This window comes from Collinsella sp. AM15-2, from assembly GCF_003471985.1.
Lineage (GTDB): Bacteria > Actinomycetota > Coriobacteriia > Coriobacteriales > Coriobacteriaceae > Collinsella.
Window position 1 is genome coordinate 24,934 of sequence record NZ_QRKO01000003.1, and the last position, 24,725, is coordinate 49,658.

Below are 24,725 nucleotides of genomic sequence, written 5' to 3' on the forward strand. Positions count from 1 at the left end.
CCGATCAGCCGCTCGAGCGCCCGGTCAGCGTCGAGCGCGCGTACGAGTTCCTCAGCACGGTATGCGACGCGGCCGGCAAAAGCCGCGGGCACGCCGCCCTCCGCAAGCTGCGCCGTATCGACGAAATCGTCCGCCGCGAACCCGAGTTTTTCGCGCACGAAGGTCCTCTTCCCCGAATGCGCGCCACCTACCACGAGCATCATAGGAGCATGCCCCCCACCACCAGCATGGCAAGCATCGCGAGCTCGGCCCATTGCAGAAACCATCCGGCCAAATCCCCCGTCACCCCGCCGAAGCGGGACAGGGCAACATGGCGGTACCACGCGAGCACCAAAAGCCCCGCCACCGCCATAAAGGCGCCGACGGCCTGAGCGCACGCGACCATCCCTGCAGCCGAAGCCGCAGCGAAAGCGCAAAGCGGCACGACGATCGCCGCGCGCTTCTTCGCAGGCGAGAGCCCCGCGGCCATGCCGTCCGCCCGCGCGGCAGGCCAGCATTCAACGGCGAGTCCCGAAAGCGCGCGGGAGAACACGAGCGAGCACAGAAGCGCGAGGAACGCCCCCGCCGTAAGCGGCAGCGCGGTGAACAGGGAAAACTGCAGAATAAGGTACACAACAACACCGATGACCCCGAAGGCGCCCGCCCGCGGATCGTGCATGATCTCGAGCTTTCGCTCGCGCGGGGCCCAACTTGCAAGCGCATCGGAGGTGTCGCAGAGCCCGTCTAGGTGGATGCCTCCCGTCACCGCCACAGGCAGCGCCGCGAGCACGGCCGCGACGATGGTCGCGGGCACGCCGAGCAGGTTCGCCACGTGCCCCCACGCCGTCATGAGGAAGCCTTCCGCAAGGCCCACCAGGGGAAACGCGGCAAGTGCATGGGTTGACCCGAAATCGGTCCAGGCCGATTTCGGGACGGGGATGCGCGAGAACGTTCCGAACGCCGCGCCGATTGCCTCTGCTATCTTCACCTTGTAGGTCCTTCGCCTTTCATCCACACGGGAATCCCGCATACCACTTCGACTGCATGGTCGGCCAGCGCCGCCACGCCCGCGTTCACGCGCGCGAGCGCGCGCCTCCATGCCTCGGTCCCTTCATCGTAGCGCATCCCATCGGCGAACACGTCGACGGTGACCACCACCGTATACGCAGCGGCCTGAGCGAGCCGTTCGATGCCTCCGAGTACCTCGCGCGCCGCAGCGTCGGGGTCACGCGGGGACAAGCCGCCTTCCGCGAAGAGCTCGTTCGCAACCAGGTTGCCCACGTCCTCCAAAAGAAGTGTGCAGCCGCGCGGAAGCCCGGGCGCTGCGGCGCCCACGTCACGCGAGCACTCGAGGGTGGAAAACCCTTTGCCTTCGCGCAGCGCCCGATGGCGCGCGATGCGGCGGGCGCCATCTTCCCCGAAGGGCTCCATCGTTGCCAGGTACACGCGAGGGCCGTCGTGCCCGAGGCACAGGGACTCGGCGTAGGCGCTCTTGCCGCTCGCGGCGGCGCCGATGACGAGCGTCACCGTCATTTCCCGGCCTCGAAATGCTCGTAAGCAGCCATGCCAGTCGCCGTGAACGTCTTCCCATCCCGGTACACGCGCAGCGCCGAATCCAGAAGGGGGAGATACGCCATGGCGCCCGCGCCCTCGCCCAAGTGCATGCCTGCGTCGAGGGGCGCCTTTATGCCGAGCTCGCGAAGGAGCTCCCGGCTTGCGGGTTCGCTTGATGCGTGGGTGCCCACGAGGTAGCCCAAGGCGTTGGGGCACAGGCGCGCCGCGCACAGGGCCGCCGTGCAGGATATGACCCCGTCGAGGAGCGCCGGCGCCTTCGAGACCGCGGCCCCCAGGTAGAAGCCGCACAACGCAGCGATGTCGAAGCCGCCCACCTTCGAGAGCACGTCGATCGGGTCGGCGGGATCGGGCGAGTTCGCGTCGATAGCGCGCTCGACCACGTCGCGCTTGCGCGCGAGCGAGGCGTCCGAGAGCCCCGCGCCGCGCCCGACAAGGCTCCGCGCGTCCGCCCGGATGAGCACTGCGGCCACCGCCGCCGAGGTGGTCGTGTTGCCGATGCCCATCTCGCCCGCGGCGAGAAGGCGCACGCCGGCGCGGGCAAGCCCGCACGCGACGGCGATTCCGACCTCGATCGCGCGCACGGCCCCATCGCGAGACATAGCGGAGCCGAGAGCGATGTTGCCGCTCCCCCGCCGCACGTTCGCGCGCACCATGCGCGCGTCTTCTATGCCCCGGGCCATACCCACGTCGACGGGCACGACCTCGGCACCCGCGAACGCCGCCATGCGGCAGGCGCTCGCGGCCCCCTCGCACATGTTGCGCGCGACGGCTCGCGTCACATCTTGCCCGCTTTGCGACACGCCTTCGGCAACGACCCCGTTGTCGGAGAAGAATACCGCGAGCGCACGGGGAAACTCGGCCACCTCGGCGCTCCCCTGAGCTGCGGCGATACACGCGACGGCGTCTTCAAAGTCGCCCAATCCCCCCAAGGGGTGCGCGATGGAGTCCCACGCGGCGTACGCGGCGGCACGGGCGCACTCGTCTGCGGGCTCGATCCGGGAGAGCGCGGCTTCGAGCACGGCGCCCGGCGCCGACGAGAACGCGCGCTCGACTTCCTCGCGGATGCAGGCAAGCGCGGTTTCGGTTGCTTCAGCCATGCCGCCTCCTCTCTGCGAACGACGCTGCGGCAGACGCGAACGCGCGCGCAACGTCGGGGTTCGCAGGATAGTACACATGCGGGAAGCCCGCCACCAGGGACGGGGTGGTCGTCATGCACGGCCAGCCCTTGTCGCGCCGGGGCTTCTGCGCCCAAAAGTCGCCGCCCGGGCAGGTGGACTGCCAGTAGTGGAACTCGTGCGCGCGGATGCGTGTGCCGCGCGGCCCGTAGAGCCCGTCGCGTTGGGAAGTAAGCTCCACGTACCCGAAATGGGACAGCCTTCCCCCGTTCTCGCTTGCGCCCTCAAGGGCGCCCGCAACAGGCCAGCGCCGCCCCTCGCTATCGGCGATTTCGCGCTGCAGGTAAAGAAACCCACCGCATTCGGCGACCGTCGGCATGCCGGATTCCACCGCGCGCCGCACCGCCTCGCGCATCGGCGCGTTCTCGGAGAGCTGCCGCGCATGGAGCTCCGGGTAGCCGCCCCCCAGATAGAGGGCGCTTGTCCCCCGGGGCAACTCGCTATCACACAGGGGGCTGAAAAAGGCCAGCTCGCAACCCAGATCCTCGAGCGCACGCAGGTTCTCCTCGTAGTAGAACGAGAACGCCTCGTCACGCGCGACGGCGACGATGGGCCGCGCTCCCGCGATCGGCTCCAACCGGTAAGGTTCCTCGCGGATATCGGGTGCCGTCGCCGCTATTTCGAGCAAGCGGTCGACGTCGACGCTCTTTTCCACCAGCTCGGCCATCTTGTCGATGCGCGCGGAGAGCTGCTCGACCTCGTCGGCGGTCACAAGCCCCAGATGCCGGCTTTCGAGCGAGAACGCCTCGTCGGCGGGGATATTCCCCAAAACCGCGACGCCCGTGTGCTTCTCGATCGCAGGCGCCGCGTAGGCGCAGGCAGCGGCGCTCGTCTTGTTCAGCACGACGCCGCGCACGTTCGCACAAGGCAGGAACTCGGCGATGCCGCGGATTACGGCGGCGAGCGATAAAGACGCCCCGCGCCCGTTCACCACTAAAACGACCGGCGTTTCCGTGTCGCGCGCAACCTGATAGCTGCTCGCGTCGGCCACGCCGGGCGCCATGCCGTCATAGAAGCCCATGACCCCCTCGAGCACCGCGACATCCGCGCCCGCGGCGCCGCATGCGAGCAGTGCGCGCAGCGTCGGGGCGTCGGTGAAGAAGCCGTCTAAATTGCCCGAGCGCGCACCCACGACGCGGCGATGAAAGAGCGGGTCAATGTAGTCGGGGCCGCATTTGAAGGCCGCGCATGCAAGGCCGCGGCGCGCGAGCGCGCGCAGGAGCGCGCACGTTACGACCGTCTTGCCGCTCCCGCTCGAGGGCGCAGCGACCATGAAGCGCGGGATGGACGTGCTCACCGGGCGCCGCCTTCCCCACCTGCGGCGCTGCAGTTAGCAAGCGAGACCACCTCAACGGATGGGTTCCCCTCGACAGAGAGGTCCTCCCCGACAGGCGACTCAGCAAGCGCGCCGACTTCGGCAAGCTCCTCGGCATCCGCGCCCGCACCACGCGCGCTGACGAGGAACACGGGGTTTTGCGCCTTCATAAGATGGTGCGAGCCTACAGCCTCGGCACGGGCGGCCGACACCTGGCACGCCTCGAACCCCTTAAAGCGCGAACCCGAGAGGAGCGCGAACGCCTCGGTGAGCGTCTCAACGGTGACGCATGGCACGCACAGGCGAACCTGCGAGTTCTTCTCGAGCGCCGCCTCCACGATGGAGGGAAGCTCGCCCGCGCTCCCGCCGACGAACACGGCGTCGGGGACGGGCAGTTTCGCGAGCGCTTCGGGGGCGACACCGGGGACCGCATGCACGTTGCCGCACCCGAATGCATCCGCGTTCTCTCGGATGAGCCGCACGCCGGTCGCGTTGCGCTCGACCGCCCATACCGACCCCGCTCGCGCGACGAGCGCCGCCTCGATCGAAACGCTCCCCGTGCCGGCGCCGACATCCCACACGGTGTCGGTCGCGGTAAGGCGCAGCTTCGCGAGCGCGACGGCGCGCACCTCCTGCTTGGTCATGGGAACGTCGCCGCGGATGAAGAGCTCGTCGGGAATGCCCGAGGAAGCGTACGGCCAGCGGGAGCTCGCGGCGCGGGATGCGCCCGCAGAGTCCGCCGCGAAAGAAGCCGCCGCGGGCGCAGACGCGCCGGCCGGCGTCTCGGAGGCTGCGCTAGAGCCCGCAGGCGAACCGGCGCAGCCTGCGAACTCGATAAGCATCACGTTCAAGTCGTCGAACGTCTGACCTGCGATTTCACTTGCGGTCGCGCAGGTGATGCGCTCGTCGGGGTACGACAGGCGCTCGGCCACCGTCACGCGCGCGTCCCCGAAGCCAGCCTGCACAAGCTCGCCCGAAAGCCGCGAGGGGTCTTCCCCGCCCGACGTGGCGAGGAAGAGCTCACCTGCGCGCTCGGCCTCGGCCACGATGTCGCACGCCACGCCGTGAGCGCTCGCGAAGCGCCAATCCTGCCATGGACGCGCGAGGCGCGCGGCGAGATACGACGCTGAGCTTATGCCGGGAATGACGCGCACGTCCACCTGCGCGTCGCCGGAGAGCGCCTCCACCAGGCGGCGCGCGCCGCTGAACAGCCCCACATCGCCCGTCATCACGACCACGGCGCGCTGCCACGACGCCGCATCGGTGAGCGCGGCGACGATGTCCGCCGTCTTCACGAGCTCGCATCTCACCACGTCGGGCGGCACGTCGATGCTGACAAGCGCGCGATGAGCGCCGATGACCACGTCGGCGATGTCAATCGCGTCGAGCGCCGCGCGCGAGAGCAAGTCGGGGTTTCCGGGCCCCGCCCCGATGATCGTTACCTTTCGCATGGAATCTCCCGATACCCGCGCGGCGTGACCATACGGCCGCCTACGCGCTTCGTGTCCGCGTTGCCGACGAACACGGTGGTGAACATGTCGGCGTCGAACTCCCCCAGCTCGGAGAGCCTGCACATGCCCGACTGCTGCCCCTCGCGCCCGATGTTGCGTACCCAGCCGCAGAGCGTGTCGGGGGCCTTCCATTCGAGCATAATCTTCGCCGCGCGCGAGAGCCTGTCGGCGCGCTTTCTGCTGCGCGGGTTGTACAAACAGATGCAGAAGTCGGCGCTCGCCACGGCGGCGAGCCTGCGCTCGATGACCTCCCACGGCGTGAGCAGATCGGAGAGCGACACGACCGCGAAGTCGTGGGCAAGCGGGGCGCCGAGCACCGCCGACCCGCTCTGAGCCGCGGTGGCCCCGGCGATAACTTCCACGTCTACATCGGGGAAGTCCTCAGCAAGCTCCAGCACGGGGCTCGCCATGCCGTACACGCCCGCGTCACCGCTGCACACAAGCGCCACGGCTTCTCCGCTCTGCGCGCGCGAAAGCGCCAGGCGGCACCGTTCGACCTCGTGCATCATCGGCGTCGCGAGATGCGCCGCGTCGGGCACGGCGGCGAGCGCGAGCTCCACGTATTTCGTGTACCCCACAACGATGTCGGCCGCCTCGAGCGCGCGCCGAGCCGCAATCGTCATGCCGTCGGGGCCGCCCGGGCCGATCCCCACCACGAAGAGCTTTCCCATCACAGCTCCTTAAACGAAAGTTCGATAGTTACCTTGGAAAACGCGACGGTCACGCCGCCGTGAGCGAGCTTCGGGAAGATAAGTTTGCCCCCGTCCGCAAGCGCCGCGCGCTCGCACACGTTGTCGACCCCCACCGTCGCGCGCACGAAATCAGATGGTGAAACGCTGCCTTCGACCTGCGACAACTCCTCTACGGAATACGTCGCAAGCGGAATCTTGCGCGCGCGGCAGAAGGCGAGCAGACCCTCCTCGTGCGCCTTCACGTCGATCGTCGCCGCCTCGCGCACGGCCGAAGGCGAGATACCCGCCTGCCCGCACGCGAGAAGAAACGCCTCCCCGATCGCTTCGGCGCACGCACCGCGACGGCACCCTATGCCCGCAACGATGCAGGGCACGACAAGGCGAAGCGGCTCGGGCGCAGGCGCCTGCGCCCGCACGCCCGCCGGCTTCCCCGTCTCACCGGCGGGCACGACATCGCCCGTCGTCTCCGCTGCGCGAACGGACGCACCTGCATTCGCGCCAGCGAACGGCGACACGACGATATCGGCCCGAGCGCGGTCGGACGCAATGTCAACCCCCTCAGGCGGCTGTCCCGAAATCGGCATGTCGGAATAGAGCGCCACGCGCCCGCCCGAAAGCAGCCGCGCCGACACTCGCTTGATGGCCTCGGGATTCGAAACGGCGAGCCCCGCACAGCGCGCCCACGTATCCACCGCCCACACGCCGCGGACGTCGGTCGCCGTGGTGATGACGGGGATGGCCCCTGCCGCGCGTGCCACAGTTTGCGCAAGCTCGTTCGCACCGCCCAAATGCCCCGACAAAAGCGGGACGGCAAAGCGCCCCGCCTCGTCGATCGCCACAACCGCGGAATCGCTTGCCTTCGAGGCGACATGCGGCGCGATCGCCCGCACGGCGATGCCCGCCGCGCCCACGAACAGGAGCGCGTCCGACGCTTCCCACGCGAGCGCCGTCCATGCGCGCAGGTCGGCCTTCCCCTCGCCGAACCCGCGCGAAACGGAAACGTCCCAGCCAGGGTCATCTTCACCTGTCTGCGCACAATCGGAAAGCGCGCGTGCGGTGCGCTCCGCCAACGCATGCCCCCTCTCGGTGAACGCTATGCAGGAAACCCTCATCTAGCGCACCACCATCGTCGAGAAGTAGCTGCCCCGATCGGGCACATCGTCGAGCGAGCGGTACACGCGCTCGCCCGGAAGCCCACAGTCCTCTACGAGCTCGGCACCGTCGAAGGCGCCCTCCTCGCGAAGGATGCGCTTCGTGTCCGCAAGCGAGCGGCGCGCCTTCATGACCACCTTCGTCCCCGGCCAGCCGATTGCGCGGCGCACGTCGTCGTAGCCGCCGGGCACGATGTGCAGAGGCAACGACATCTCGGGCGTGAGGTCGCGCTCGAGCGCTGCGGCGACCGCGCAGAAGCTCGGCACGCCGGGAATGGCGCGCGCCTCGAACCCGCGGGCGCGCACGTCGGGCGCTATGCGCTGGAAGGTGGCGTAGATGCTTGGGTCCCCCAGGTTCAGCAGCGCGACGTCGCGGGCCGCATCCAGGTGCGCGACAAGCTCGTGAACAAGCGAGGCATGCTCGGCCGCGCGGCGCTCGGCGTCGCGCGTCATCGAGAATCGCACGGGGATCACCGTCTTGCCTGTAAGGTCGACGGCGCCGCGCACAATGTCAAGCGCGACCATGACCCCGTCCGCCGTTTGCGGTGCGGCGATGACCGGACACGATTCGATTGTGCGGACGGCCTTGATCGTGAGCAGCTCGGGGTCGCCAGGCCCCGTGCCCACCCCGTACAGCACGCCTTTACTCATACGTCGCCCCCAATTCCCCGATAACAGCATCGGCGCCCGACGTGCGGAAAAGCTCGCGGCGCCCGGCGTCGAACACGACCGCGGCGATGTCGCATGCGCCCGCCGCGCGGCGGCGCAACCTGTCCTCGATTGCCGCAGCGAGCGAGGCGCGCACAGCGTCCCCCACGCCAGCGGCCTCGATTACCTCAAGCGCCGTCGTGGTCGTGACCGACGACATGATCTCGTGCACGGTCTTCGCGCCCGCGCCGGCCAAGGCCGCGTGGGCGGCCAGAATCTCCGCGCGGCAGTCGGCGGTACGCGAATGGGTGTCCATGATGCCGCCCGCGACCTTCACTAGCTTGCCGATGTGTCCCACAAGAAGGACATTGGTAAATCCCTCGCGAACGCAGCAATCAATCGCATCGCCCACAAAGTTGGAGATGAAGACCACCGGCGCACCGTTTAGGTGGAAATGCCCCGAGATGAACTGCCCGCCGTAGTTGCCGGGCGTGAGCACGACTCCGCGCCGCCCCATAGCCGCATGCTGCCGGATCTCGAGCTCGATGCTGTCGCGCAAGGCAGCGAGGCTGCGCGGCTCGACGATGCCCGTCGTGCCCAGGATGGAGATGCCGTCCTCTATCCCCAGGTGCGGGTTGAAGGTCTTTTCGGCAAGGGCAACACCCTCGGGTACCGAAATCGTCACAGCAATATTTCCAGAAAAGCCGTGCGCGGTGCACACCTCGCGCACCGCCGAAGTGATCATCGCGCGCGGCGTCGCGTTGATGGCGGCCGCCCCCACCGGCTGCTCGAGCCCGGGCAACGTCACGCGCCCCACGCCCACGCCGCCATCGACGGAAACTTCCGATTCGCGCGCGGGCACGCCCTTGCTGCCCGCAGCGCCCGTGCCCGGCCCCGCATGTTCCACGAGCGCGTACACGAGCACGCCGTCGGTCACATCGGCATCGTCGCCTGCGTCCTTTCGCACGGCGCACTGGGCGCACCCCTCGCCGATGCATACGTCGACCACGTCCGTCTCGACGGGCAGCCCGCCGGGGGTGACGATCGACACGCGGCCCACGGTCTTTCGTGACAAGAGCATCTCGCAGGCCGCCTTCGCCGCGAGAGCGGCGCAGCTCCCCGTGGTGTAGCCGCAGCGCAGGCGGGTCGTCCCGGTATATATGTAGTGCTCGAAGGCCACGCTAGCTGCTCGCCTTCCGATACCCCGTGGCAAACGAAGGGTCGTAAAGCTTGCTGCGCTCGTACGACTCCGCCTGCGCGCCGTTGTGCGCAAGCCCGCCACGAGCTCCGAGCACGCGGCCCACCACCACGAGCGCCGTGCGGTCGATGCCCTCTCGCGCGCCCGCATCGGCGAGCGTGCCCACCGTACATCGCACCACGCGCTCCTCAGGCCAGGTCGCCTTGTACACGAGCGCCGCCGGCTCGTCGGAGCTGCGGCCCGCGGCCAAAAGCTCGGCGGAAAGCTCGGCGAGCATACCCGAGCTCAGGAAGATGACCATAGTCGAGCCGCTTTCCGCCATGGTGCGCATGCCCTCGCCCGCGGGCATGGGGGTGCGCCCGGAAAGCCGCGTGATCACGACCGACTGGCTGATTCCCGGCAGCGTATATTCCTGGCGAAGCGCCGCCGCGGCACCGCAAAAGCTCGACACGCCGGGCACCACCTCGTAGTCCACGCCGCGCGCGTCGAGTGCGTCCATCTGCTCCTGGATGGCGCCGTACAGGCACGGGTCGCCCGTGTGCAGGCGCACCACTTCCTCGCCCCGCGCATCTGCCGCGCACATCACGTCGAGCACTTCCTCCAAGGTCATGTGCGCGCTGTCGTAGACGACGCAGGATTCCTTGCACTCGGCGAGCAGCTCGGGGTTCACAAGGCTTCCCGCCCAAACGACCACGTCGGCCGCGCGCAGAAGGCGCGCCCCGCGCAGCGTGATAAGGTCGGCGGCGCCCGAGCCTGCGCCAACGATATGAATCATCCGAGCCTTCCCTTCCCGTTTCTCATCGCAACCGTTTACGCCGCCATTCGCGCAGCGGGCAAAACACGGCGCCTGCGGCGGCAATCGGCGCAAATACGCAGGCAGGAGGCGCAATGCGGCCCGCCCTGGCTTTGACACGTTCACAAGTGCCCACTATCATAGTAAAAGTTTCGGCAACGAGCATATGACAATCGGATAAAAGGAAATGACCGGCGCGGCGCCCGCACAGCCCGCGCTGGCTTGCGGAGGGAACCAGGTGGGAATCCTGGGCAAGGGACATTACTGTATAGGACGCGCGGGCGAACCGCCTCGCGCCCCAAGCCAGACTGCTTCGCCTTTTCCTCACGGCATCGCCGTGGCGTTAGCTCCTTGTGAACCCCGAGGGGTGCGCTTTTCTTTCGCTTGTGCCGACAAGCAACTGTCGCCGGGGGACCGGCAAACCGAGGAAAGGAAAAACCATGTCCGACCAGATGTCACGCCGCGGCTTCATGGGCGCCGCAGCAACCGGAGCCGTCGCGCTCGCCGGAGTCGCGCTCGCGGGCTGCTCCAACACCTCCGCGAGTTCCGAGAAATCGAGTGAAAAGGAGAAGGCCGCGAAGCCGGTCATCCTCGTCACGAGCTTCGGCACGAGCTACAACGACTCGCGCCACATCACCATCGGCGCCATCGAAGACGCTATCCGCGAGAAGTACTGGCAGGACTATGACATCCGCCGCGCCTTCACCGCGCAGATCATTATCGACAAGCTGAAGAAGCGCGACGGCATTACGATCGACAACATGACCGAGGCGCTCGACCGCTGCGTGGAAGACGGCGTGAAGGAAATCGTCGTGCAGCCGACGCATCTCATGGCTGGCCTGGAATACTCCGACGTGAAAGACGAGCTCGACAAGTACGCCGACAAGTTCGACAAGATCTCGCTCGGCGACCCGCTGCTCACCTCCGACGACGACTACAAGAAGGTGGCCGCAGCCATTAAGGAGAACATGGCGTCCTTCGACGACGGCGAGACGGCGCTGTGCCTCATGGGCCACGGCACCGAAGCCGATTCCAACGCCGACTATGCCAAGATGCAGGAAGTGTTCAAGAACGAGGGCTTGACGCAGTTCTTCGTCGGCACCGTCGAGGCTGAACCGACCTGCGAGGATGTTATCGCCGCCGCGAGCGCCGCAGGCTACAAGAAGGCCGTGCTCGCGCCGTTCATGGTGGTCGCGGGCGACCACGCGAACAACGACATGGCAGACGAGACCGACCCCGACAGCTGGGCTGCGAAGTTCGTTGCCGCCGGCTTCGAAGTGACGTGCCTGCTCCAGGGTCTGGGACAGAACGCCGCGGTCGACGACATCTACGTCTCGCACGTGGACGACGCCATCGCCAAGCTGTAAACTCGCCGCGCACGGGGGCGCCGGTCGTGTCCCCGTGCAACGGGCATGCGCCTTTCCCCGACTGACGGCGCATGCCCGTTTCATTCGCATCCCGCCTGCCCACCGCACGACGCGGGCGGTCGAACCGATTGAAAGGAACCCCTCCTTGTTGAAGAAAACCCTCGTCTTCGCCCTGTCGGCGGCGCTTTGCGCGTTCTCGCTCGCCGGCTGCGGCGGAAATTCAATCGACAGCGCAAAGGCAAGCGATGCCGATTCCCAGGAAAAGACCGAACAGGCGGCCGATGCGCCCGAGGGCGCAAGCGCTGCCCCCATTACCGCCGACAAGGTGGCTGACGGCACCTATCCAATCACCGTAGATTCCAGCTCGAACATGTTCAGGATTGTGGACGCCCAGCTCATCGTGGAAAACGGCTCCATGCACTGCGTGATGACACTTTCCGGCACGGGCTACGGCAAGCTCTTCATGGGCACGGGCGACGAGGCTGCCGCCGCGAGCGAGGCCGACTTCATCCCCTATGTGGAAAACGCGGAAGGCAAGTACACCTACGACGTGCCCGTTGATGCGCTCGACGAGGACACCGCCTGCGCCGCGTGGAGCATTAAAAGGGAGCGGTGGTACGACCGCACGCTCGTATTCGAATCCGCCGGCGTCGATCTGCGCGCCGACGCACTGAAGTAACGCCATGCGGTCGATTCTTCCCAAGGGGGAAAACAGGAAGCGCCACAGCATCGCGGCGCGCGTAATCGCCTGCGTTCTCGTCGCCCTGCTCGCGCTTCCCTTCGCGGGGTGCAGTGCGAGCCCAAACGCGACCGGTGCCACGGCGGGCTCTCAGGAATACACTGTGAGCGTCTCGCTTTCCGGCGGGTCAGGGCGCGCAAGCATCGCCTCACCAACCACAATTGTGAAGGATGGCGACACCTACACCGCGACCATCACCTGGTCGAGTTCGAACTACGACAAGATGACCGTCGACGGCGTGGACTACGCGCCCGTAAACGACGGCGGCAACTCCACGTTCGAGATACCCGTCACACTCGACGAGGACATCGCCGTGTCGGCCGAGACCGTCGCCATGTCGACGCCGCACACCATCGACTACACGCTCCACTTCGACTCATCCACCATGAAGGAGAAATCGGGCAACGATGCAAGCGGCGGCTCCCCTGCGGGAACGGCTTCAAGCGCCGCGGCCGACTTCCACAACGCCGATTTGGGCTGCGGCTGGGAGCCGACGGGGGCGCTTCAGCTTGAATACGCCAAGCACTTCACTGTCGACGAGTACGAAGGCGGCCTGCGGCTTATCTGCATTTCGAACGGGGAGCGCTTCCTCGTGGTGCCGCAAGATGCGAAGGTACCTGATGGGTTGAGCTCCGACATCGCGGTCATAAGGCGCCCCGCCGACAAGGTGTACCTCGTGTCGTCGGCAACGATGTGCCTGGTCGACGCGCTCGATGCGAACGACAATATCTTAATGTCGGGCACGAAGGCCGACGATTGCTCGGTCGCGGGCTTCAAAAGCGCACTCGAAAGTGGGGCGATCGCCTACGGCGGCAAGTACAGCGCGCCCGACTACGAGCGAATATCGACCTCGGGCTGCACGCTCGCCATAGAGAACACCATGATCAACCACACGCCCGATGTGAAGGAAAAGCTGCAGAAGCTCGGGCTCGTCGTGCTCACCGAACAGTCGTCGAGCGAGCCCGAAGCACTCGGACGCGTCGAGTGGATTAAGCTTTTCGGCGTCCTGTTCGACAAGGAAGACGAGGCCACGCACCTGTTCAACGAGCAGAAGGCCCGCGTCGAGCAAACGTCGGGGCTCGCGTCGTCAGGTAAAACCGTGGCGTATTTCTACATTAACTCGAACGGGGCCGCCGTCACGCGGCGGGCGGGCGACTACGTGGCGCAGATGATCGAGCTTGCAGGCGGCAGCTATGCGCTCGATGACGCGCAGACGGCGTCGACGTCAGGTTCGTCAGTAACGCTCGAAATGGAGCGCTTCTACGCGACGGCGAAGGATGCCGACATCATCGTCTACAACGGCACCATCGACGAATCGGTTGCCACCTTGAACGACTTCGTAGGCAAAAACGCGTTATTGTCGCAGTTCAAAGCCGTGAAGAACGGCAACGTCTGGGTCACAAGCGCCGACATGTACCAGCAGATGACTTCTACCGCCGACATTATCGACGAGCTGCACGGGGCGTTCACCGGCGATGACGCGAGCGACTTCCATTATCTGAGGAAGCTCGGCTAGCACCATGAGAAGCCGGATTTCCATGGCATACGACGAATCGGGGCGCGCCGCGCGGTATCGCGTCGTGACGGCGCTGCTCGCTGTTGCCCTCATCGTGCTCGTCGGGGCCAACCTGTGCATCGGGAGCGTGCTCGTGCCCGCAGACCACATCCCCGGCATCCTTTCGGGCGGCGCGGCAAATTCCATGGAAAGCCAGGTAATCTGGGAGATTCGCCTGCCGCGCGTGCTTTCAGCCGTGCTTCTCGGCGGGGCACTTTCGCTCTCCGGGTTCCTGCTGCAGACGTTTTTCAACAACCCCATCGCCGACCCGTTCATCTTGGGCGTCTCCTCGGGCGCAAAGTTCGTCGTCGCGCTTACGATGATCGTACTTCTGGGCGCAAACCAGGCCATGTCCTCGCCAGCCATGGTGGCCGCAGCGTTTCTGGGCTCGCTTATCACCATCGGCTTCGTGCTCCTCATTGCACGGCGCATAAGTTCCATGGCCATGCTCATCGTGGCGGGCGTCATGGTGGGATACATCTGCTCGGCGGCGACGAACTTCCTCATCGCCTTCGCCGACGACCAGTCCATCGTGAACCTGCACAACTGGTCTTTGGGTAGCTTCTCGGGTTCGAGCTGGGACGACGTAGCGGTCATCGCGGTCGTGGTGATCATCATGAGCGCATGCGTATTCGCGATATCGAAGCCCCTTTCCGCCTTCCAGCTGGGTGAAGCCTACGCGAAAAGCGTCGGCGTGAACGTCGAACGCTTCCGCGTGGTGCTCGTCCTTCTAGCGAGCATGCTCTCCGCCTGCGTGACCGCGTTCGCTGGTCCGGTGTCGTTCGTAGGCATCGCGGTTCCGCATCTCGTGAAGTCGGCGCTGAAGTCGTCGAAGCCCATCCGCGTGATTCCTGCGTGCTTCTTGGGAGGCGCCATCTTTTGCGCGGGCTGCGATTTGATCGCGCGCACGCTGTTCTCTCCCGTCGAGCTTTCCATCAGCGCCGTCACCGCCATCTTCGGCGCGCCGGTGGTCATCGCGCTCATGTTGAAGAAGCGGGTGAGGTAGATGGGGGAATTCGTGCCGCGGCCCAAAACGCTCGGAGGGGACATTCCATGCTTAGACAGTCCTGAGCTCGCACGAAAGCGCCAGAAGGCACTTTCGGCTCGTGCGGAACTGCGCGCGGAACGCCTCCTCCGAGCGGAGCCGAACCTCGAAACTACGGTCGAAACGCAGGCTGACGGAGCGCCGCTTTTCCACATAAGCGACCTGTCGGCGGGCTACGACAAGAAGGTCGTAGTCGAAGGCGTCGATCTGGAGGTTCGCGCGGGCGACGTCGTGGCGCTCATCGGGCCGAACGGCTCGGGCAAGTCGACCATCTTGAAAACCATCACACGCCATCTGGCACCGCTTGCCGGCGCGGTCGAGCTCGACGGGCGGGAGATTTCCCGATGGAAGACGGCGGAGTTTGCAAGGAACCTTGCCGTTATGCTGACAGATCGCCCCCGGACCGAGCTCCTCACCTGCCGCGATGTCGTAGAGGCGGGAAGGCACCCCTACACCGGGCGAATGGGCACACTCTCGCCCGACGACCATAGTCGGGTCGACGAGGCCATGAAAACCGCACATGTGGAAGAGCTCGCCGAGCGCGACTTCATGCAGATAAGCGACGGGCAACGCCAGCGCGTCATGCTCGCACGCGCCATCGCGCAGGATCCGCGTGTGCTCGTGCTCGACGAGCCCACGTCATATCTCGATATCCGCTACCAGATCGACCTGCTGCGAATACTTCGCCACCTTGCGAAATCGCGGAATGTGGCTGTCATCATGTCCATCCACGAACTCGAGCTCGCGCAGAAAAGCGCCGACAAGGTGATTTGCGTGAAGGACGGCCGGGTCTTCCGCGCCGGCGCACCCGAGGACATATTCACGCGCGAGACGATTGGCGAGCTCTACGGCCTTCAACATGGCACCTTCAACGAGCGCTTCGGCAGCGTGGAAATTGGACGCCCGCACGGCGATGCGCACACGTTCGTCATCGCCGGCGCAGGTACGGGGTCGGCTGTGTTTCGCCAGCTCATCCGGCAGGGCAAGGCGTTCTATACGGGCGTTCTGCACGAAGGGGACATCGACTGCGAGCTCGCGCGCGACCTGGCGGCGGAATGCGTGGTCGAGCGCGCCTTCGAGCCGATCGGGGATAGAACCATAGCCCGCGCCAAAGAGCTCCTCGTCCACTGCGCGCGCCTTATCGTGTGTCCCGCCGCCTTCGGCACCATAAACGCCCGCAACGCAGAGCTCGTAGAGTTCGCACGCTCGCACGGTATCGAGGTCATGCGAGCGTGCGAAGGCGCATCGGAGGATTCCCAATTGGGGTGGAAAGGATAAACTGGACTTTCTTTTAAGGATCCTCAGGCTACAGCTCCTACGCCGGCGAGGTCTACAAGGCGCCGGAGAACCTCGTAAACAGGAATTTCCACGCCGACGAGCCCAACCTGCTGTGGCTCACCGACATCACCGAGTTCAGGCTCCCGGGCGGCGAGAAGGTCTACCTGAGCCCGGTCATCGACTGCTTCGGCGGGATGCTCGTCGCCTGATCGATCGGGCTGCACCCCGACAAGCGCCTCACGAACTCGAGCCTGCGCCTAATCCAAGCGAGATTCCAGACTCGACAGGCCATTGAGAGTCAGGTCGTTGGCGACCTCCGAGACGCGCTCGATAGGAACCAAGCCGTCAGACAGCGCCCATGTGCGATAGATTCCGATAATACCCGACAGCAAAAACGCCAGATAGTAGTCGAACATCTCGTCCTTGAGACCTTGGGGCAGCAGATCGCGCTCGGCAATCTCATGCTCGAGCGGCACGCGTAAGCGCGTCATAAAATCGTCGAGCGGGATATTTTCAATCAGCTGGCGATTGAGCACGAGGTTATTGCAAAGTGCCTCGTTGATGGTCTTAAAGAAGGTAGCCGCCGCTCCAAGGGCGCGCTCGTTGGGGTCACTGCCCATAGTGGAAAGCGTCTTTTCGACAGAGTCGACGATCATCTCCACCACATCGGCGGCGATGGCATCGAGCAGGCCGTCGACCGTGCCAAAATGCACGTAGAAGGTCTTACGATCGACATTTGCCTCACGCGCGATGGCACTCACGGTAATATCGGCAAGCGGTTTATCCATCAGCAGGCGCTCAAACGCAGAAAGGATGGCATTGCGGCTGCGAACGATGCGGCGGTCGAGGCGCGGTTTGCTGGTGTCCATGGACGTGTCCCTCCGGAATGCAAGCATTCTTCAACAGATGAGAGTTAATCTACGTAAGAGGATTATCCCCCATCCGGCACAAAAAAGCCCGGCAACATGAAGAACGCACGACCAACTCTTACGCCTTAGGGAGCTTCTTTTTGTTCAAAGCAGCCGGGGACACACGGATGCCGTCGCCTGTCTGGCGCACATAGGCCTTATGCGACGGTTTGGCGGCCCCAGAAGCCTTCTGAGCATGCTGTTTGGGATCCACGGTAACCGCGTTCACAGGATGGGGCTTTGCCGGCTTAGAGGACGTCTGAGGCGATCGTCCGAGCTTGCGCATCGCGCGATCCCAGCGTGCGTGGATACTCTCGTTGTGAGCGCTCTTAAGACCCAGCAGGGGCGCGGCCAAAATCGTCGGCGCGATAAACGTAATGAGGCGCCACAGCAGATAGCCGGCGGTCGAAGCCGACCCAAAGAAATGACCCAAGAACAATGCAAAGCCGCCCTCAGCGCCACCAGTTCCACCGGGCAAGGGAACCGCAGAGCTCAGCAGCTGGACAAAGGCGCTCGCGGCCATGACCGAGAAAAAGTCGACCTCGTGGTGGCCAAAGGCGAGCATCAGGAAATACGGAACCAGATAGAAAAACGCGAGCTGCAGCATGGTGATAAACACGGTGAGCAGCATGGAAGAAAAATGTCCGGCCGAAAGCTTGAACTTCTCGGAGAAGGAGTAGATCTCGCCGTCGACAAACGTGCGCCATCCCTCGATCTTAGTGGCCGAGACACCTATGCGCTCGAGCCAATTGATGATGCAATGGGCAACGCGCGTGACGGTCTTGGGCATGAGCGCGACGGCAAAGATGCCAAGCAGAATGCAACAGTGACCGCCAAAGCTAAAGACGCACAGCAGCGTCATGTCGCCATAGCGCTCAGCGAAAAACGGCATTCGGGCAAGCAGCAGAATGGCGCCCCAGGCAACGAGGCCAAACTGATACACGATAAAGCGCGTGAACTGCGTGGCACCGGCCTCGCCGACATTTTGGCCTGCCTTGGTCAGGCGGTAGATCTGGGCAGGAGTCGAGCCCATCATCATGGGCGTCAGGTTGCCAAAGAAAATACCGCTCGCCTCGACCGAAATGAGGTCGCGGATACCGACGGGCGAATTGGGGTCGAGCCAGACGGCGATCGCATAGGCCACAATGCCAAAGAACAGATACATGAACATGCAAAGACACGCGACAACGAGCCAGGGCGCCTGAACGCTCGACATAGCAGCCCAGAACTGCCCCATCTGCCCGGTTACCACCAGATAGACGATATAACCCACCAGCACAACGCCGATAAAGATTGCGCCGCGGCGTGCGCTCTTATTGTCATCGCCGCCCGAGGCCTCAACCTCGACCTGGGGCTTGGACGTATGCTGAGAGGACTCCGTCATGAGACTCCTTCTAACAGTCAAAATATCTTGGTTATTGTACCCGTAAGGGCCATAAGCAGAACGCAAAGCTCTTGTTCAAACGGGAATGACAGACAGTTGTTTGATAATAAAAAACCCGGGCTTCCGTGGGAAGTCCGGGTCTCAAATTCAAGGTAGCCCGTACCAGATTCGAACTGGTGATCTCCGCCTTGAGAGGGCGGCGTCCTAAACCGCTAGACGAACGGGCCATAAGCCTCAGCAGAAAAGAAGTGGTAGCCCGTACCAGATTCGAACTGGTGATCTCCGCCTTGAGAGGGCGGCGTCCTAAACCGCTAGACGAACGGGCCATATGACATCTGCACTGCCGTGCTGCGAGGAAATATATTACGGGACAAAAAACGCATGCGCAAGAAGAAATTCCAAATTGCCGAAATTTTGTCGCGAGGTTATGGAACGCGCAGGTCAACAAGGTAGTTAATTTGGAACGGGGCTATTTTAGCTACCCTAGGTGGAGATGAGTCAGGAGGGCTTCGCGGTTGTTGGGGATGTTGTCCTCGATCACGGCGTCGAGGGCGGCGTTGAGAAGCTGTCCCAGCTCCGGCCCCGGCTTGACGCCGGCGCGGATCAGGTCGCCACCATTGATGGCAAGCATCTTGAGTGTATAGGGCTCCCCCGCCTGCAGCAAATCGTGGGCGAGCGTACGCATCTCCTCGATCGTCTCGACGTAATAGAAGCACGAGGGCGCCTTGCCGAGCGTGTCGGCACGCTTAAGGTCCATGAGCTCGTCCATCAGACGCGGCGTATCGACACCCTCGCCCGAAAGCGCGCGCATCATATTGAGCAGGCAGGAGCGCTCGGGGCGCAGCGGCTTGTCATGGTATTTGATCAGCAGGCACACATCGCGCACCAAATCGTGCGAGAGCGCCAGGCGATCCATGATGACACGCGCCTTCTTGGCGCCGAGCTCGGGATGACCGTAGAAGTGGCCGCTGCCGTCGTGATCGACCGTAAAGCACTCGGGTTTGGAAACGTCGTGCAAAAACGCCGCCCACATAAGGCTCGACGAGGGCGCGACGCCGTCGCACAGCGCCAGCTCCCCTGCCACCGTCAGCACGCGGGCGATATGCTCGTAGACGTTAAACGCATGATAGACGCTGCGTTGATCAAACCCGCGAGCGGACGCGAGCTCGGGCACGGCGGCGCAAACAAGCTCGGGGTAGCGCAGCATCGCGTCTCCCCCGTGGCCGGTCGATAGAATGCCCTCGAGCTCAATACCCACGCGCTCGCGCGCCACGGCATCGAGCAGCGGCGCGCACTCGGCAAGGGCACACTTGGTCTCGGGCTCAATCACAAAGTCCAGACGGCAGGCAAAACGCACCGCGCGCAGCATGCGAAGCGCGTCCTCGTTAAAACGACGCTTGGGATCTCCAACGGCGCGGATGAGCTTGCGCTTCAGGTCGCCCTGACCATCGTAGCGGTCGACAAGACCACGCTCGGGATGCCAGGCCATAGCGTTAACGGTAAAGTCACGACGCGCCAGATCGTCCTCAAGCGACGCTGCACGCTCCACACTCTGGGGATGGCGGCCGTCGGTGTAAAAGCCGTCTAGGCGGTAGGTGGTGACCTCAATGCGCTCATCATCGCAAATAGCCGTGATGCCGCCAAATTTTATGCCCGACTCAACCACGGCAATATCCGCCGCTTCGAGCGCCTCTTTGGACTCCTGCCACAGGCCGCTGCAGCACATGTCAACATCGTGGCTGGGGCATCCCATCAGGGCATCACGTACCCAACCGCCCACGTACCAAGCCTCAAGACCTGCTGCCTCAAGCGCACGCAGGACACGGATAGAGGCATCGGTCGGCTGCGTACCGTTGAGCGAAACATTGCACATGCCTATGGCCTCCTGCGACTATCAAATTGGCTATCGATTGCGTCTGCAAGAAGTCTAGCAAGAAACAGCCTCCACTGCACACGCAAGTCCGATAAACAAAAACGCATCCGTCCTGGTCTAAGACGGATGCGAAATAATTGAACTATTCAGGCAAGGTGCCGGAACTAGCAAACCTGACGGATTGCAATACCCTTCTGATACTCATCGACCTTGGAAAAATCGCCAAGACCCGGGCACTCGACCACGTTGGCGCCGGTGGCCATCGAGAGGCGCAGGGCATCCTCGACGCGCTCCGGGGCGTCGTGCCACACGGACAGGAAGGCGGCCAGAGAGGAGTCGCCCGCGCAGACGGTCGACAGCAGCTTGACGTCGAAGGTGCGGTTGGCAAACCAGATGTGCTCGCCGTTGGAGAAGTACGCGCCGTCGCCGCCGAGCGTCAGCAGTACATTCTTAGCGCCCTTGGCGTGCAGCTCGGCCATGGCGCCCTTGACGGACTCGTCGTCGCCACCGCCCACCTTAATGCCAAAGATGTCGAGCAGCTCGTCGTCGTTGGGCTTAATGAGCAACGGCTCCATAGCAATGAGGTCGGCCAGCTGATGGCTCGAGATATCGAGCACGAACTCGGCGCCATTCGCCTTCACGCGGCGCAGGACCTCTGCCAGGAAGCTCTCGGAGGTGTTGGGGGGCAGCGAGCCGCTGATAACCAGGCAGGTCATGTCATCGAGCGAATCGATAAGCTCAAACATCTCCTGCTCGTTGGCTTCGTTGATGGCGGCACCGGCGTTGACCATGTTGTACTCGGTGTCGGGACCGGCGTTGAGGAACACGTTGACACGCGTGATGCCGTCAGTCCACACGGGCTTGACGGGCACGCCCAGGGCCTCGGCGCCCTTAACGATATACTCACCCGAGAAGCCGGCGAAGAAGCCCAGGATCGTGGTGTCGACGCCGTAGTGGTCGAGCGTAAACGAGACGTTGAGACCCTTACCGTTGGGCGTGTAGACGGCGTTGCGGGTACGCGTGACGGTGTTGGCAGCAAGACCGTCGCAGGAGATGTTGTAGTCAATGGCGGGATTTGCAGTAAGCGTGTAAATCATGAATGTTCCTTTCACGAAGCAACGTGTTAATGAAAGTATATTCCACGCTTCGGTAAAAGGCTACAACAACTCGGTGAACGGTGTGGAAGCGATGAAGTACGGAAGGACTCCTCTCCCCCGTGGCGGAACAAAAAAGGCGCCCCGGCCGAAACCGGAGCGCCGCATGCGCACGAATATGTCGCGTTTCGCTTACTTGCGATCGAGCTTGCGGACAGCAACGCGCTTGCTGTACTCGTCGACGTGACCAAAGTCGCCGATGCCGACGGACTCAGCAACGTTGGCGCCGGTGGCCATAGCGAGCTTCATGGCCTCCTCGACGTTGTCGCGATCCCTGTACCACTTGTGCAGGAACGCAGCGAGGGTGCAGTCGCCGGCGCAGACGGAAGAGACAAGCTTGATGTTGAACTCACGCTTGGCGTACCAAATGTCCTCGCCGTTGGAGAAGTAAGCGTCACCGCGGCTACCACGGGTGAGCAGCACGTTCTGGACGCCGGCCTCGTGAGCCAGCTTCATGGCAACGCGGACCTCGTCGTCGGTGTCGACCGGCACGCCGAAGATAGCCTTCATCTCGTGATGGTTCGGCTTAATGAGCAGCGGCTTCTTGTGAGCGAGCTCCTTGAGCTTGTCGGAGGACAGGTCCAGGACGACGTCGGCGCCACGGGCCTGAGCGTGCTCCATGACCTGAGCCAGGAAGTCAGGCGTAGCTTTGGGAGGCACGGAGCCGGAGACGATCAGGCACTCAAGGTCGCCCGCGGTGTCCAGGATGTTGTAGAGCTCCTCCTGGTGCTGCGGCGTGATCGGAGCACCAGGGTTGAGGATGCCGTACTCGTGCTGGCCATCGTTGACGTAGGTGTTAATGCGCGTGATACCGTCGGTCCAGACCGGGCGGCAGAGGCAACCCAGGTTCATGACCTCCTCGACGATGAACTTGCCCGTGAAGCCGGCGAAGAAACCGAGCGCGACGGTGTCGACGCCCATCTTCTTAAAGGCGAAGGACACGTCGAGGCCCTTGCCGTTAGCCGTGTAGCTGGCCGAGCCGGTGCGGACGTTCTCGTCGGGCTCGAGCGGAGAGCTCGAAACCGTCATGTCGACAGCCGGGTTAGCGGTTAGCGTGTAGAACATTTACAGTACCCCCTGTATATGTGAGGGCCGCGTGGCCGGCCCATTCCAACCACGCGGTTACCTCTGATACCAAATTAGCGAGCTGCGGACTCGAGCAGTGCCTTGACCTCGGCAGCGGTGTTGCAGGCGAGCGCCTTCTCGGCGAGCTCGTCGCACTCGGCCTTGGTCCACTGGCTGATGGTCTTGCGGGCGCGCAGGATGGACGGAGCGCTCATCGAGAACTCCTCCAGGCCCCAGCTGATCAGCAGCGGCTCAAGCAGCGGATCGGCAGCGGCCTCGCCGCACATGCCGACCATGATACCGGCCTTCACGCCGCTCTCGATGATGTTCTTGAGCGAGCGGAGCACGGCGGGATAGTAAACCTGGTACAGGTTGGAGATGGTGTCGTTGCCACGGTCGGCGCACATGGTGTAGCCGATCAGGTCGTTGGTGCCGATGGAGAAGAAGTCGGCGACCTCGGCCAGGCGGTCAGCGAGCAGCGAGGCTGCAGGCGTCTCGACCATGATGCCGACCTCGATGTTCTCGTTGAACTTGCGACCCTCTTCGGTCAGCTCGGTCTTGCACTGCTCGACGAGCTCCTTGACAGCCAAGACTTCCTCGACGCAGGTGACGAGCGGGATCATAATCTTGACGTCACCGAAGGCGCTGGCGCGCAGCAGGGCGCGGAGCTGGACCTTGTACTGGTCGGGGTTGGCCAGGCAGTAACGCACGGCGCGGAAGCCCATGAAGGGGTTCTCTTCCTTGACCATGTGCAGGTACGGAATCTCCTTGTCGCCACCCACATCGAGCGTGCGGATGATGACCGGAGCGCCCTTGAGCGCGCTGGCGACCTTACGGTAGGCGTTGAACTGCTCCTCCTCGGAAGGAAGCTCAGCAGAATCCATGAACAGGAACTCGGAACGGAACAGGCCGATAGCCTCGGCATCGTGATCGAGCGCGTTGGGCACGTCATCGGGGTTGCCGATGTTGCAGGCAATAATCTTCTTGATGCCGTCGGCAGTCACGGACGGCTTGCCGCGGAAGGCCTCGAGAGCCGCCTTCTCGGCAGCGAAAGCCTCGGCCTTGGCAGTGTAAGCGGCGAGCGTCTCCTCATCGGGATCGGCCTCGACGATACCCTTGCCACCGTCGACGACAACGGTCATGCCGTTACGCAGTGCGGTGCAGCTGTTGGAAACCGAAAGGACAGCCGGGATCTCGAGGGCGCGCGCAATGATTGCGGAGTGCGACGTGCGGCCACCAGTCTCGGTGACGATACCGGCAACGTGGGCCTTATCGATCGTGGCGGTCATGGACGGCGTGAGGTCGTGCACGACAACGACGGTGTTCTCGGGCAGGACGGAAAGGTCGACGACCTCCTTGCCCAGCAGCTCGGCCAGAATACCGGTGCGGATGTCGGCGATGTCGGCCGCGCGCAGACGGAACATCTCATCGTCCATGGACAGGAACATGTTCTCGAACATGGTCGAGGTGTCCATGAGCGCCTGCTCGGCGCAGGTGCCGCCGTCAATGGCGGCGTTGATGGCGTCGGTCATGCCCGGATCCTGAGCCAGGACAATGTGTCCGCTCATAATCTCGGCCTCGGCCTCGCCCACCGTCTCCTTCATGTGGTCGGCCTGAGCCTGGGTCTTCTCGCAGAAGACCGAAAGAGCGGTCTGATAGCGCTCCTTCTCTGCTGCCGAATCAGCAACCTCGTGCGGCTCAAACGTCAAGTCGGGATCGACGGCGACCATGACGGTGCCAATACCGATGCCCTCGGAAGCGTTGACTCCCTGATACATTCCCATTCCTCTCTCCGTGTCATGTGATAAAGCGTTTTGCCATATCCATGACAAAAGAGCGCAGCTACCTTAAGACAGGTCACTGCGCCCCCAAATATGAACTTAGTTGTTCAACATGCGACCCGTTTGAGTTCTACTCGCCAAGACCGCTCTTGATGAGCTCGATGGCAGCAGCCAGAGCCTCGGCCTCGTCGGCGCCGTCGCACTTGACCTCGACCTCGGTGCCGCAGGGGATACCAGCAGCCATGAGGGCCATCGGGGACTTGCCGTTGACCTCCTTCTCGGGGGTGACGACCGTCACGTCACAGGCGTACTTGCCCATGGTGGAGGCGAACAGACCAGCCGGACGCATGTGCAGACCCTGAGGATTAACGAGGGTAGCCTTCTCAGAAACCATAATTGACTCCTTTTTTGTGTTTAACCCCTGTCATGCATGTGGCAGGAGTCAGATTCACGACGTTGTTTATATTAACTCACATCAAACGGTTTTTCATTGTGTTTCGCACGAATTGTTGGACAGTTGTCTGTTCTGTCCGCTTGCT

At 63.9% G+C, this 24,725-nt stretch carries 22 protein-coding genes, 2 tRNA genes and 1 pseudogene; 6 read left to right on the forward strand and 19 right to left on the reverse strand.

Features of this window, described 5'->3' with window-relative positions; translation table 11 throughout:
- Positions 1–199: 199 nt before the first annotated feature.
- Genes DW171_RS02315 through cobM form a run of 10 tightly spaced genes read right to left on the reverse strand, consistent with a single transcriptional unit; the run spans position 200 to position 10,019 of the window.
- Positions 200–967 (reverse strand): adenosylcobinamide-GDP ribazoletransferase, encoded by a 768-nt coding sequence (locus DW171_RS02315; protein WP_158564339.1) that lies wholly within the window; start codon positions 965–967, stop codon positions 200–202.
- Positions 964–1,512 (reverse strand): bifunctional adenosylcobinamide kinase/adenosylcobinamide-phosphate guanylyltransferase, encoded by a 549-nt coding sequence (locus tag DW171_RS02320; protein WP_117564099.1) that lies wholly within the window; start codon positions 1,510–1,512, stop codon positions 964–966. The genes DW171_RS02315 and DW171_RS02320 overlap by 4 nt, the downstream gene beginning before the upstream one ends.
- A complete protein-coding gene (locus tag DW171_RS02325) occupies positions 1,509–2,651 on the reverse strand; it encodes a nicotinate-nucleotide--dimethylbenzimidazole phosphoribosyltransferase (protein ID WP_118270305.1) in 1,143 nt (380 codons plus the stop codon). Before DW171_RS02325 ends, DW171_RS02320 begins: the two co-directional genes overlap by 4 nt.
- On the reverse strand, positions 2,644–4,026 hold the full coding sequence (locus DW171_RS02330; RefSeq protein WP_233539073.1) for a cobyrinate a,c-diamide synthase: 1,383 nt from the start codon (positions 4,024–4,026) through the stop codon (positions 2,644–2,646). The genes DW171_RS02325 and DW171_RS02330 overlap by 8 nt, the downstream gene beginning before the upstream one ends.
- Positions 4,023–5,495, reverse strand: a complete 1,473-nt coding sequence (gene cbiE, locus DW171_RS02335) for a precorrin-6y C5,15-methyltransferase (decarboxylating) subunit CbiE (RefSeq protein ID WP_118270306.1) — start codon at positions 5,493–5,495, stop codon at positions 4,023–4,025. The genes DW171_RS02330 and cbiE overlap by 4 nt, the downstream gene beginning before the upstream one ends.
- The gene (cobJ, locus tag DW171_RS02340; protein ID WP_118270307.1) at positions 5,483–6,226 is read right to left on the reverse strand and encodes a precorrin-3B C(17)-methyltransferase; all 744 of its coding nucleotides are present in this window, start codon (positions 6,224–6,226) and stop codon (positions 5,483–5,485) included. Before cobJ ends, cbiE begins: the two co-directional genes overlap by 13 nt.
- Positions 6,226–7,359: a cobalt-precorrin 5A hydrolase gene (locus tag DW171_RS02345; protein ID WP_118270308.1), complete on the reverse strand. Its 1,134-nt coding sequence runs from the start codon at positions 7,357–7,359 to the stop codon at positions 6,226–6,228. The genes cobJ and DW171_RS02345 overlap by 1 nt, the downstream gene beginning before the upstream one ends.
- Entirely contained in the window at positions 7,360–8,049 is a 690-nt protein-coding gene (gene cobI, locus DW171_RS02350; RefSeq protein WP_118270309.1) for a precorrin-2 C(20)-methyltransferase, read from the reverse strand.
- Positions 8,042–9,226, reverse strand: a complete 1,185-nt coding sequence (gene cbiD, locus DW171_RS02355; protein ID WP_233539074.1) for a cobalt-precorrin-5B (C(1))-methyltransferase CbiD — start codon at positions 9,224–9,226, stop codon at positions 8,042–8,044. The genes cobI and cbiD overlap by 8 nt, the downstream gene beginning before the upstream one ends.
- Before the next feature lies 1 nt (position 9,227).
- Positions 9,228–10,019, reverse strand: coding sequence for a precorrin-4 C(11)-methyltransferase (gene cobM / locus DW171_RS02360; RefSeq protein ID WP_089571784.1), 792 nt, complete (start codon positions 10,017–10,019; stop codon positions 9,228–9,230).
- A 458-nt stretch (positions 10,020–10,477) separates the two neighbouring features.
- Between cobM and DW171_RS02365 the strand changes: the two genes are divergently transcribed.
- The 6 genes and pseudogenes from DW171_RS02365 to DW171_RS10285 all read left to right on the forward strand — a co-directional run.
- Positions 10,478–11,404, forward strand: coding sequence for a sirohydrochlorin cobaltochelatase (locus tag DW171_RS02365; protein WP_118205634.1), 927 nt, complete (start codon positions 10,478–10,480; stop codon positions 11,402–11,404).
- A 145-nt stretch (positions 11,405–11,549) separates the two neighbouring features.
- Complete coding sequence (locus DW171_RS02370) at positions 11,550–12,083, forward strand: hypothetical protein (RefSeq protein ID WP_118205633.1); 534 nt, start codon at positions 11,550–11,552, stop codon at positions 12,081–12,083.
- A gap of 4 nt (positions 12,084–12,087) precedes the next feature.
- Positions 12,088–13,659: an ABC transporter substrate-binding protein gene (locus DW171_RS02375; protein WP_147356473.1), complete on the forward strand. Its 1,572-nt coding sequence runs from the start codon at positions 12,088–12,090 to the stop codon at positions 13,657–13,659.
- Positions 13,660–13,681: 22 nt separating this feature from the next.
- A complete protein-coding gene (locus DW171_RS02380) occupies positions 13,682–14,704 on the forward strand; it encodes an iron ABC transporter permease (RefSeq protein WP_118205631.1) in 1,023 nt (340 codons plus the stop codon).
- A complete protein-coding gene (locus DW171_RS02385; protein WP_118270310.1) occupies positions 14,705–16,021 on the forward strand; it encodes an ABC transporter ATP-binding protein in 1,317 nt (438 codons plus the stop codon).
- 29 nt (positions 16,022–16,050) lie between these two features.
- Positions 16,051–16,227, forward strand: a pseudogene (locus DW171_RS10285) (IS3 family transposase); the annotation flags it as partial.
- Between the two features lie 51 nt (positions 16,228–16,278).
- Here DW171_RS10285 and DW171_RS02395 read toward each other — a convergent pair.
- The 9 genes from DW171_RS02395 to DW171_RS02435 all read right to left on the reverse strand — a co-directional run bounded on the left by DW171_RS02395 (position 16,279) and on the right by DW171_RS02435 (position 24,580).
- The gene (locus tag DW171_RS02395; RefSeq protein ID WP_158570997.1) at positions 16,279–16,890 is read right to left on the reverse strand and encodes a TetR/AcrR family transcriptional regulator; all 612 of its coding nucleotides are present in this window, start codon (positions 16,888–16,890) and stop codon (positions 16,279–16,281) included.
- Between the two features lie 118 nt (positions 16,891–17,008).
- Positions 17,009–18,313, reverse strand: coding sequence for a lysylphosphatidylglycerol synthase transmembrane domain-containing protein (locus DW171_RS02400; RefSeq protein ID WP_118270312.1), 1,305 nt, complete (start codon positions 18,311–18,313; stop codon positions 17,009–17,011).
- 153 nt (positions 18,314–18,466) lie between these two features.
- Positions 18,467–18,540 (reverse strand) — tRNA-Glu (locus DW171_RS02405).
- Between the two features lie 22 nt (positions 18,541–18,562).
- Positions 18,563–18,639: transfer RNA gene (locus tag DW171_RS02410), tRNA-Glu, on the reverse strand.
- Positions 18,640–18,791: 152 nt separating this feature from the next.
- On the reverse strand, positions 18,792–20,186 hold the full coding sequence (locus tag DW171_RS02415) for a CCA tRNA nucleotidyltransferase (protein ID WP_118270313.1): 1,395 nt from the start codon (positions 20,184–20,186) through the stop codon (positions 18,792–18,794).
- Positions 20,187–20,350: 164 nt separating this feature from the next.
- Positions 20,351–21,283, reverse strand: a complete 933-nt coding sequence (locus DW171_RS02420) for a 1-phosphofructokinase family hexose kinase (protein WP_118270314.1) — start codon at positions 21,281–21,283, stop codon at positions 20,351–20,353.
- Between the two features lie 189 nt (positions 21,284–21,472).
- Entirely contained in the window at positions 21,473–22,405 is a 933-nt protein-coding gene (locus DW171_RS02425) for a 1-phosphofructokinase family hexose kinase (protein WP_055250439.1), read from the reverse strand.
- Positions 22,406–22,479: 74 nt separating this feature from the next.
- The gene (ptsP, locus tag DW171_RS02430; protein ID WP_055250441.1) at positions 22,480–24,183 is read right to left on the reverse strand and encodes a phosphoenolpyruvate--protein phosphotransferase; all 1,704 of its coding nucleotides are present in this window, start codon (positions 24,181–24,183) and stop codon (positions 22,480–22,482) included.
- A 133-nt stretch (positions 24,184–24,316) separates the two neighbouring features.
- A complete protein-coding gene (locus tag DW171_RS02435) occupies positions 24,317–24,580 on the reverse strand; it encodes an HPr family phosphocarrier protein (protein WP_022094575.1) in 264 nt (87 codons plus the stop codon).
- Between the last annotated feature and the right edge of the window lie 145 nt (positions 24,581–24,725).

Coding starts and splice junctions, on each gene's coding strand:
- DW171_RS02320 (WP_117564099.1), bottom strand. CDS start 1,512: ATGACGGTGACGCTCGTCATCGGCGCCGCCGCGAGCGGCAAGAGCGCC.
- DW171_RS02325 (WP_118270305.1), bottom strand. CDS start 2,651: ATGGCTGAAGCAACCGAAACCGCGCTTGCCTGCATCCGCGAGGAAGTC.
- cbiE (WP_118270306.1), bottom strand. CDS start 5,495: ATGCGAAAGGTAACGATCATCGGGGCGGGGCCCGGAAACCCCGACTTG.
- cobJ (WP_118270307.1), bottom strand. CDS start 6,226: ATGGGAAAGCTCTTCGTGGTGGGGATCGGCCCGGGCGGCCCCGACGGC.
- DW171_RS02345 (WP_118270308.1), bottom strand. CDS start 7,359: ATGAGGGTTTCCTGCATAGCGTTCACCGAGAGGGGGCATGCGTTGGCG.
- cobI (WP_118270309.1), bottom strand. CDS start 8,049: ATGAGTAAAGGCGTGCTGTACGGGGTGGGCACGGGGCCTGGCGACCCC.
- cobM (WP_089571784.1), bottom strand. CDS start 10,019: ATGATTCATATCGTTGGCGCAGGCTCGGGCGCCGCCGACCTTATCACG.
- DW171_RS02365 (WP_118205634.1), top strand. CDS start 10,478: ATGTCCGACCAGATGTCACGCCGCGGCTTCATGGGCGCCGCAGCAACC.
- DW171_RS02375 (WP_147356473.1), top strand. CDS start 12,088: ATGCGGTCGATTCTTCCCAAGGGGGAAAACAGGAAGCGCCACAGCATC.
- DW171_RS02380 (WP_118205631.1), top strand. CDS start 13,682: ATGGCATACGACGAATCGGGGCGCGCCGCGCGGTATCGCGTCGTGACG.
- DW171_RS02385 (WP_118270310.1), top strand. CDS start 14,705: ATGGGGGAATTCGTGCCGCGGCCCAAAACGCTCGGAGGGGACATTCCA.
- DW171_RS02395 (WP_158570997.1), bottom strand. CDS start 16,890: ATGGACACCAGCAAACCGCGCCTCGACCGCCGCATCGTTCGCAGCCGC.
- DW171_RS02400 (WP_118270312.1), bottom strand. CDS start 18,313: ATGACGGAGTCCTCTCAGCATACGTCCAAGCCCCAGGTCGAGGTTGAG.
- DW171_RS02415 (WP_118270313.1), bottom strand. CDS start 20,186: ATGTGCAATGTTTCGCTCAACGGTACGCAGCCGACCGATGCCTCTATC.
- DW171_RS02420 (WP_118270314.1), bottom strand. CDS start 21,283: ATGATTTACACGCTTACTGCAAATCCCGCCATTGACTACAACATCTCC.
- DW171_RS02425 (WP_055250439.1), bottom strand. CDS start 22,405: ATGTTCTACACGCTAACCGCTAACCCGGCTGTCGACATGACGGTTTCG.
- ptsP (WP_055250441.1), bottom strand. CDS start 24,183: ATGTATCAGGGAGTCAACGCTTCCGAGGGCATCGGTATTGGCACCGTC.
- DW171_RS02435 (WP_022094575.1), bottom strand. CDS start 24,580: ATGGTTTCTGAGAAGGCTACCCTCGTTAATCCTCAGGGTCTGCACATG.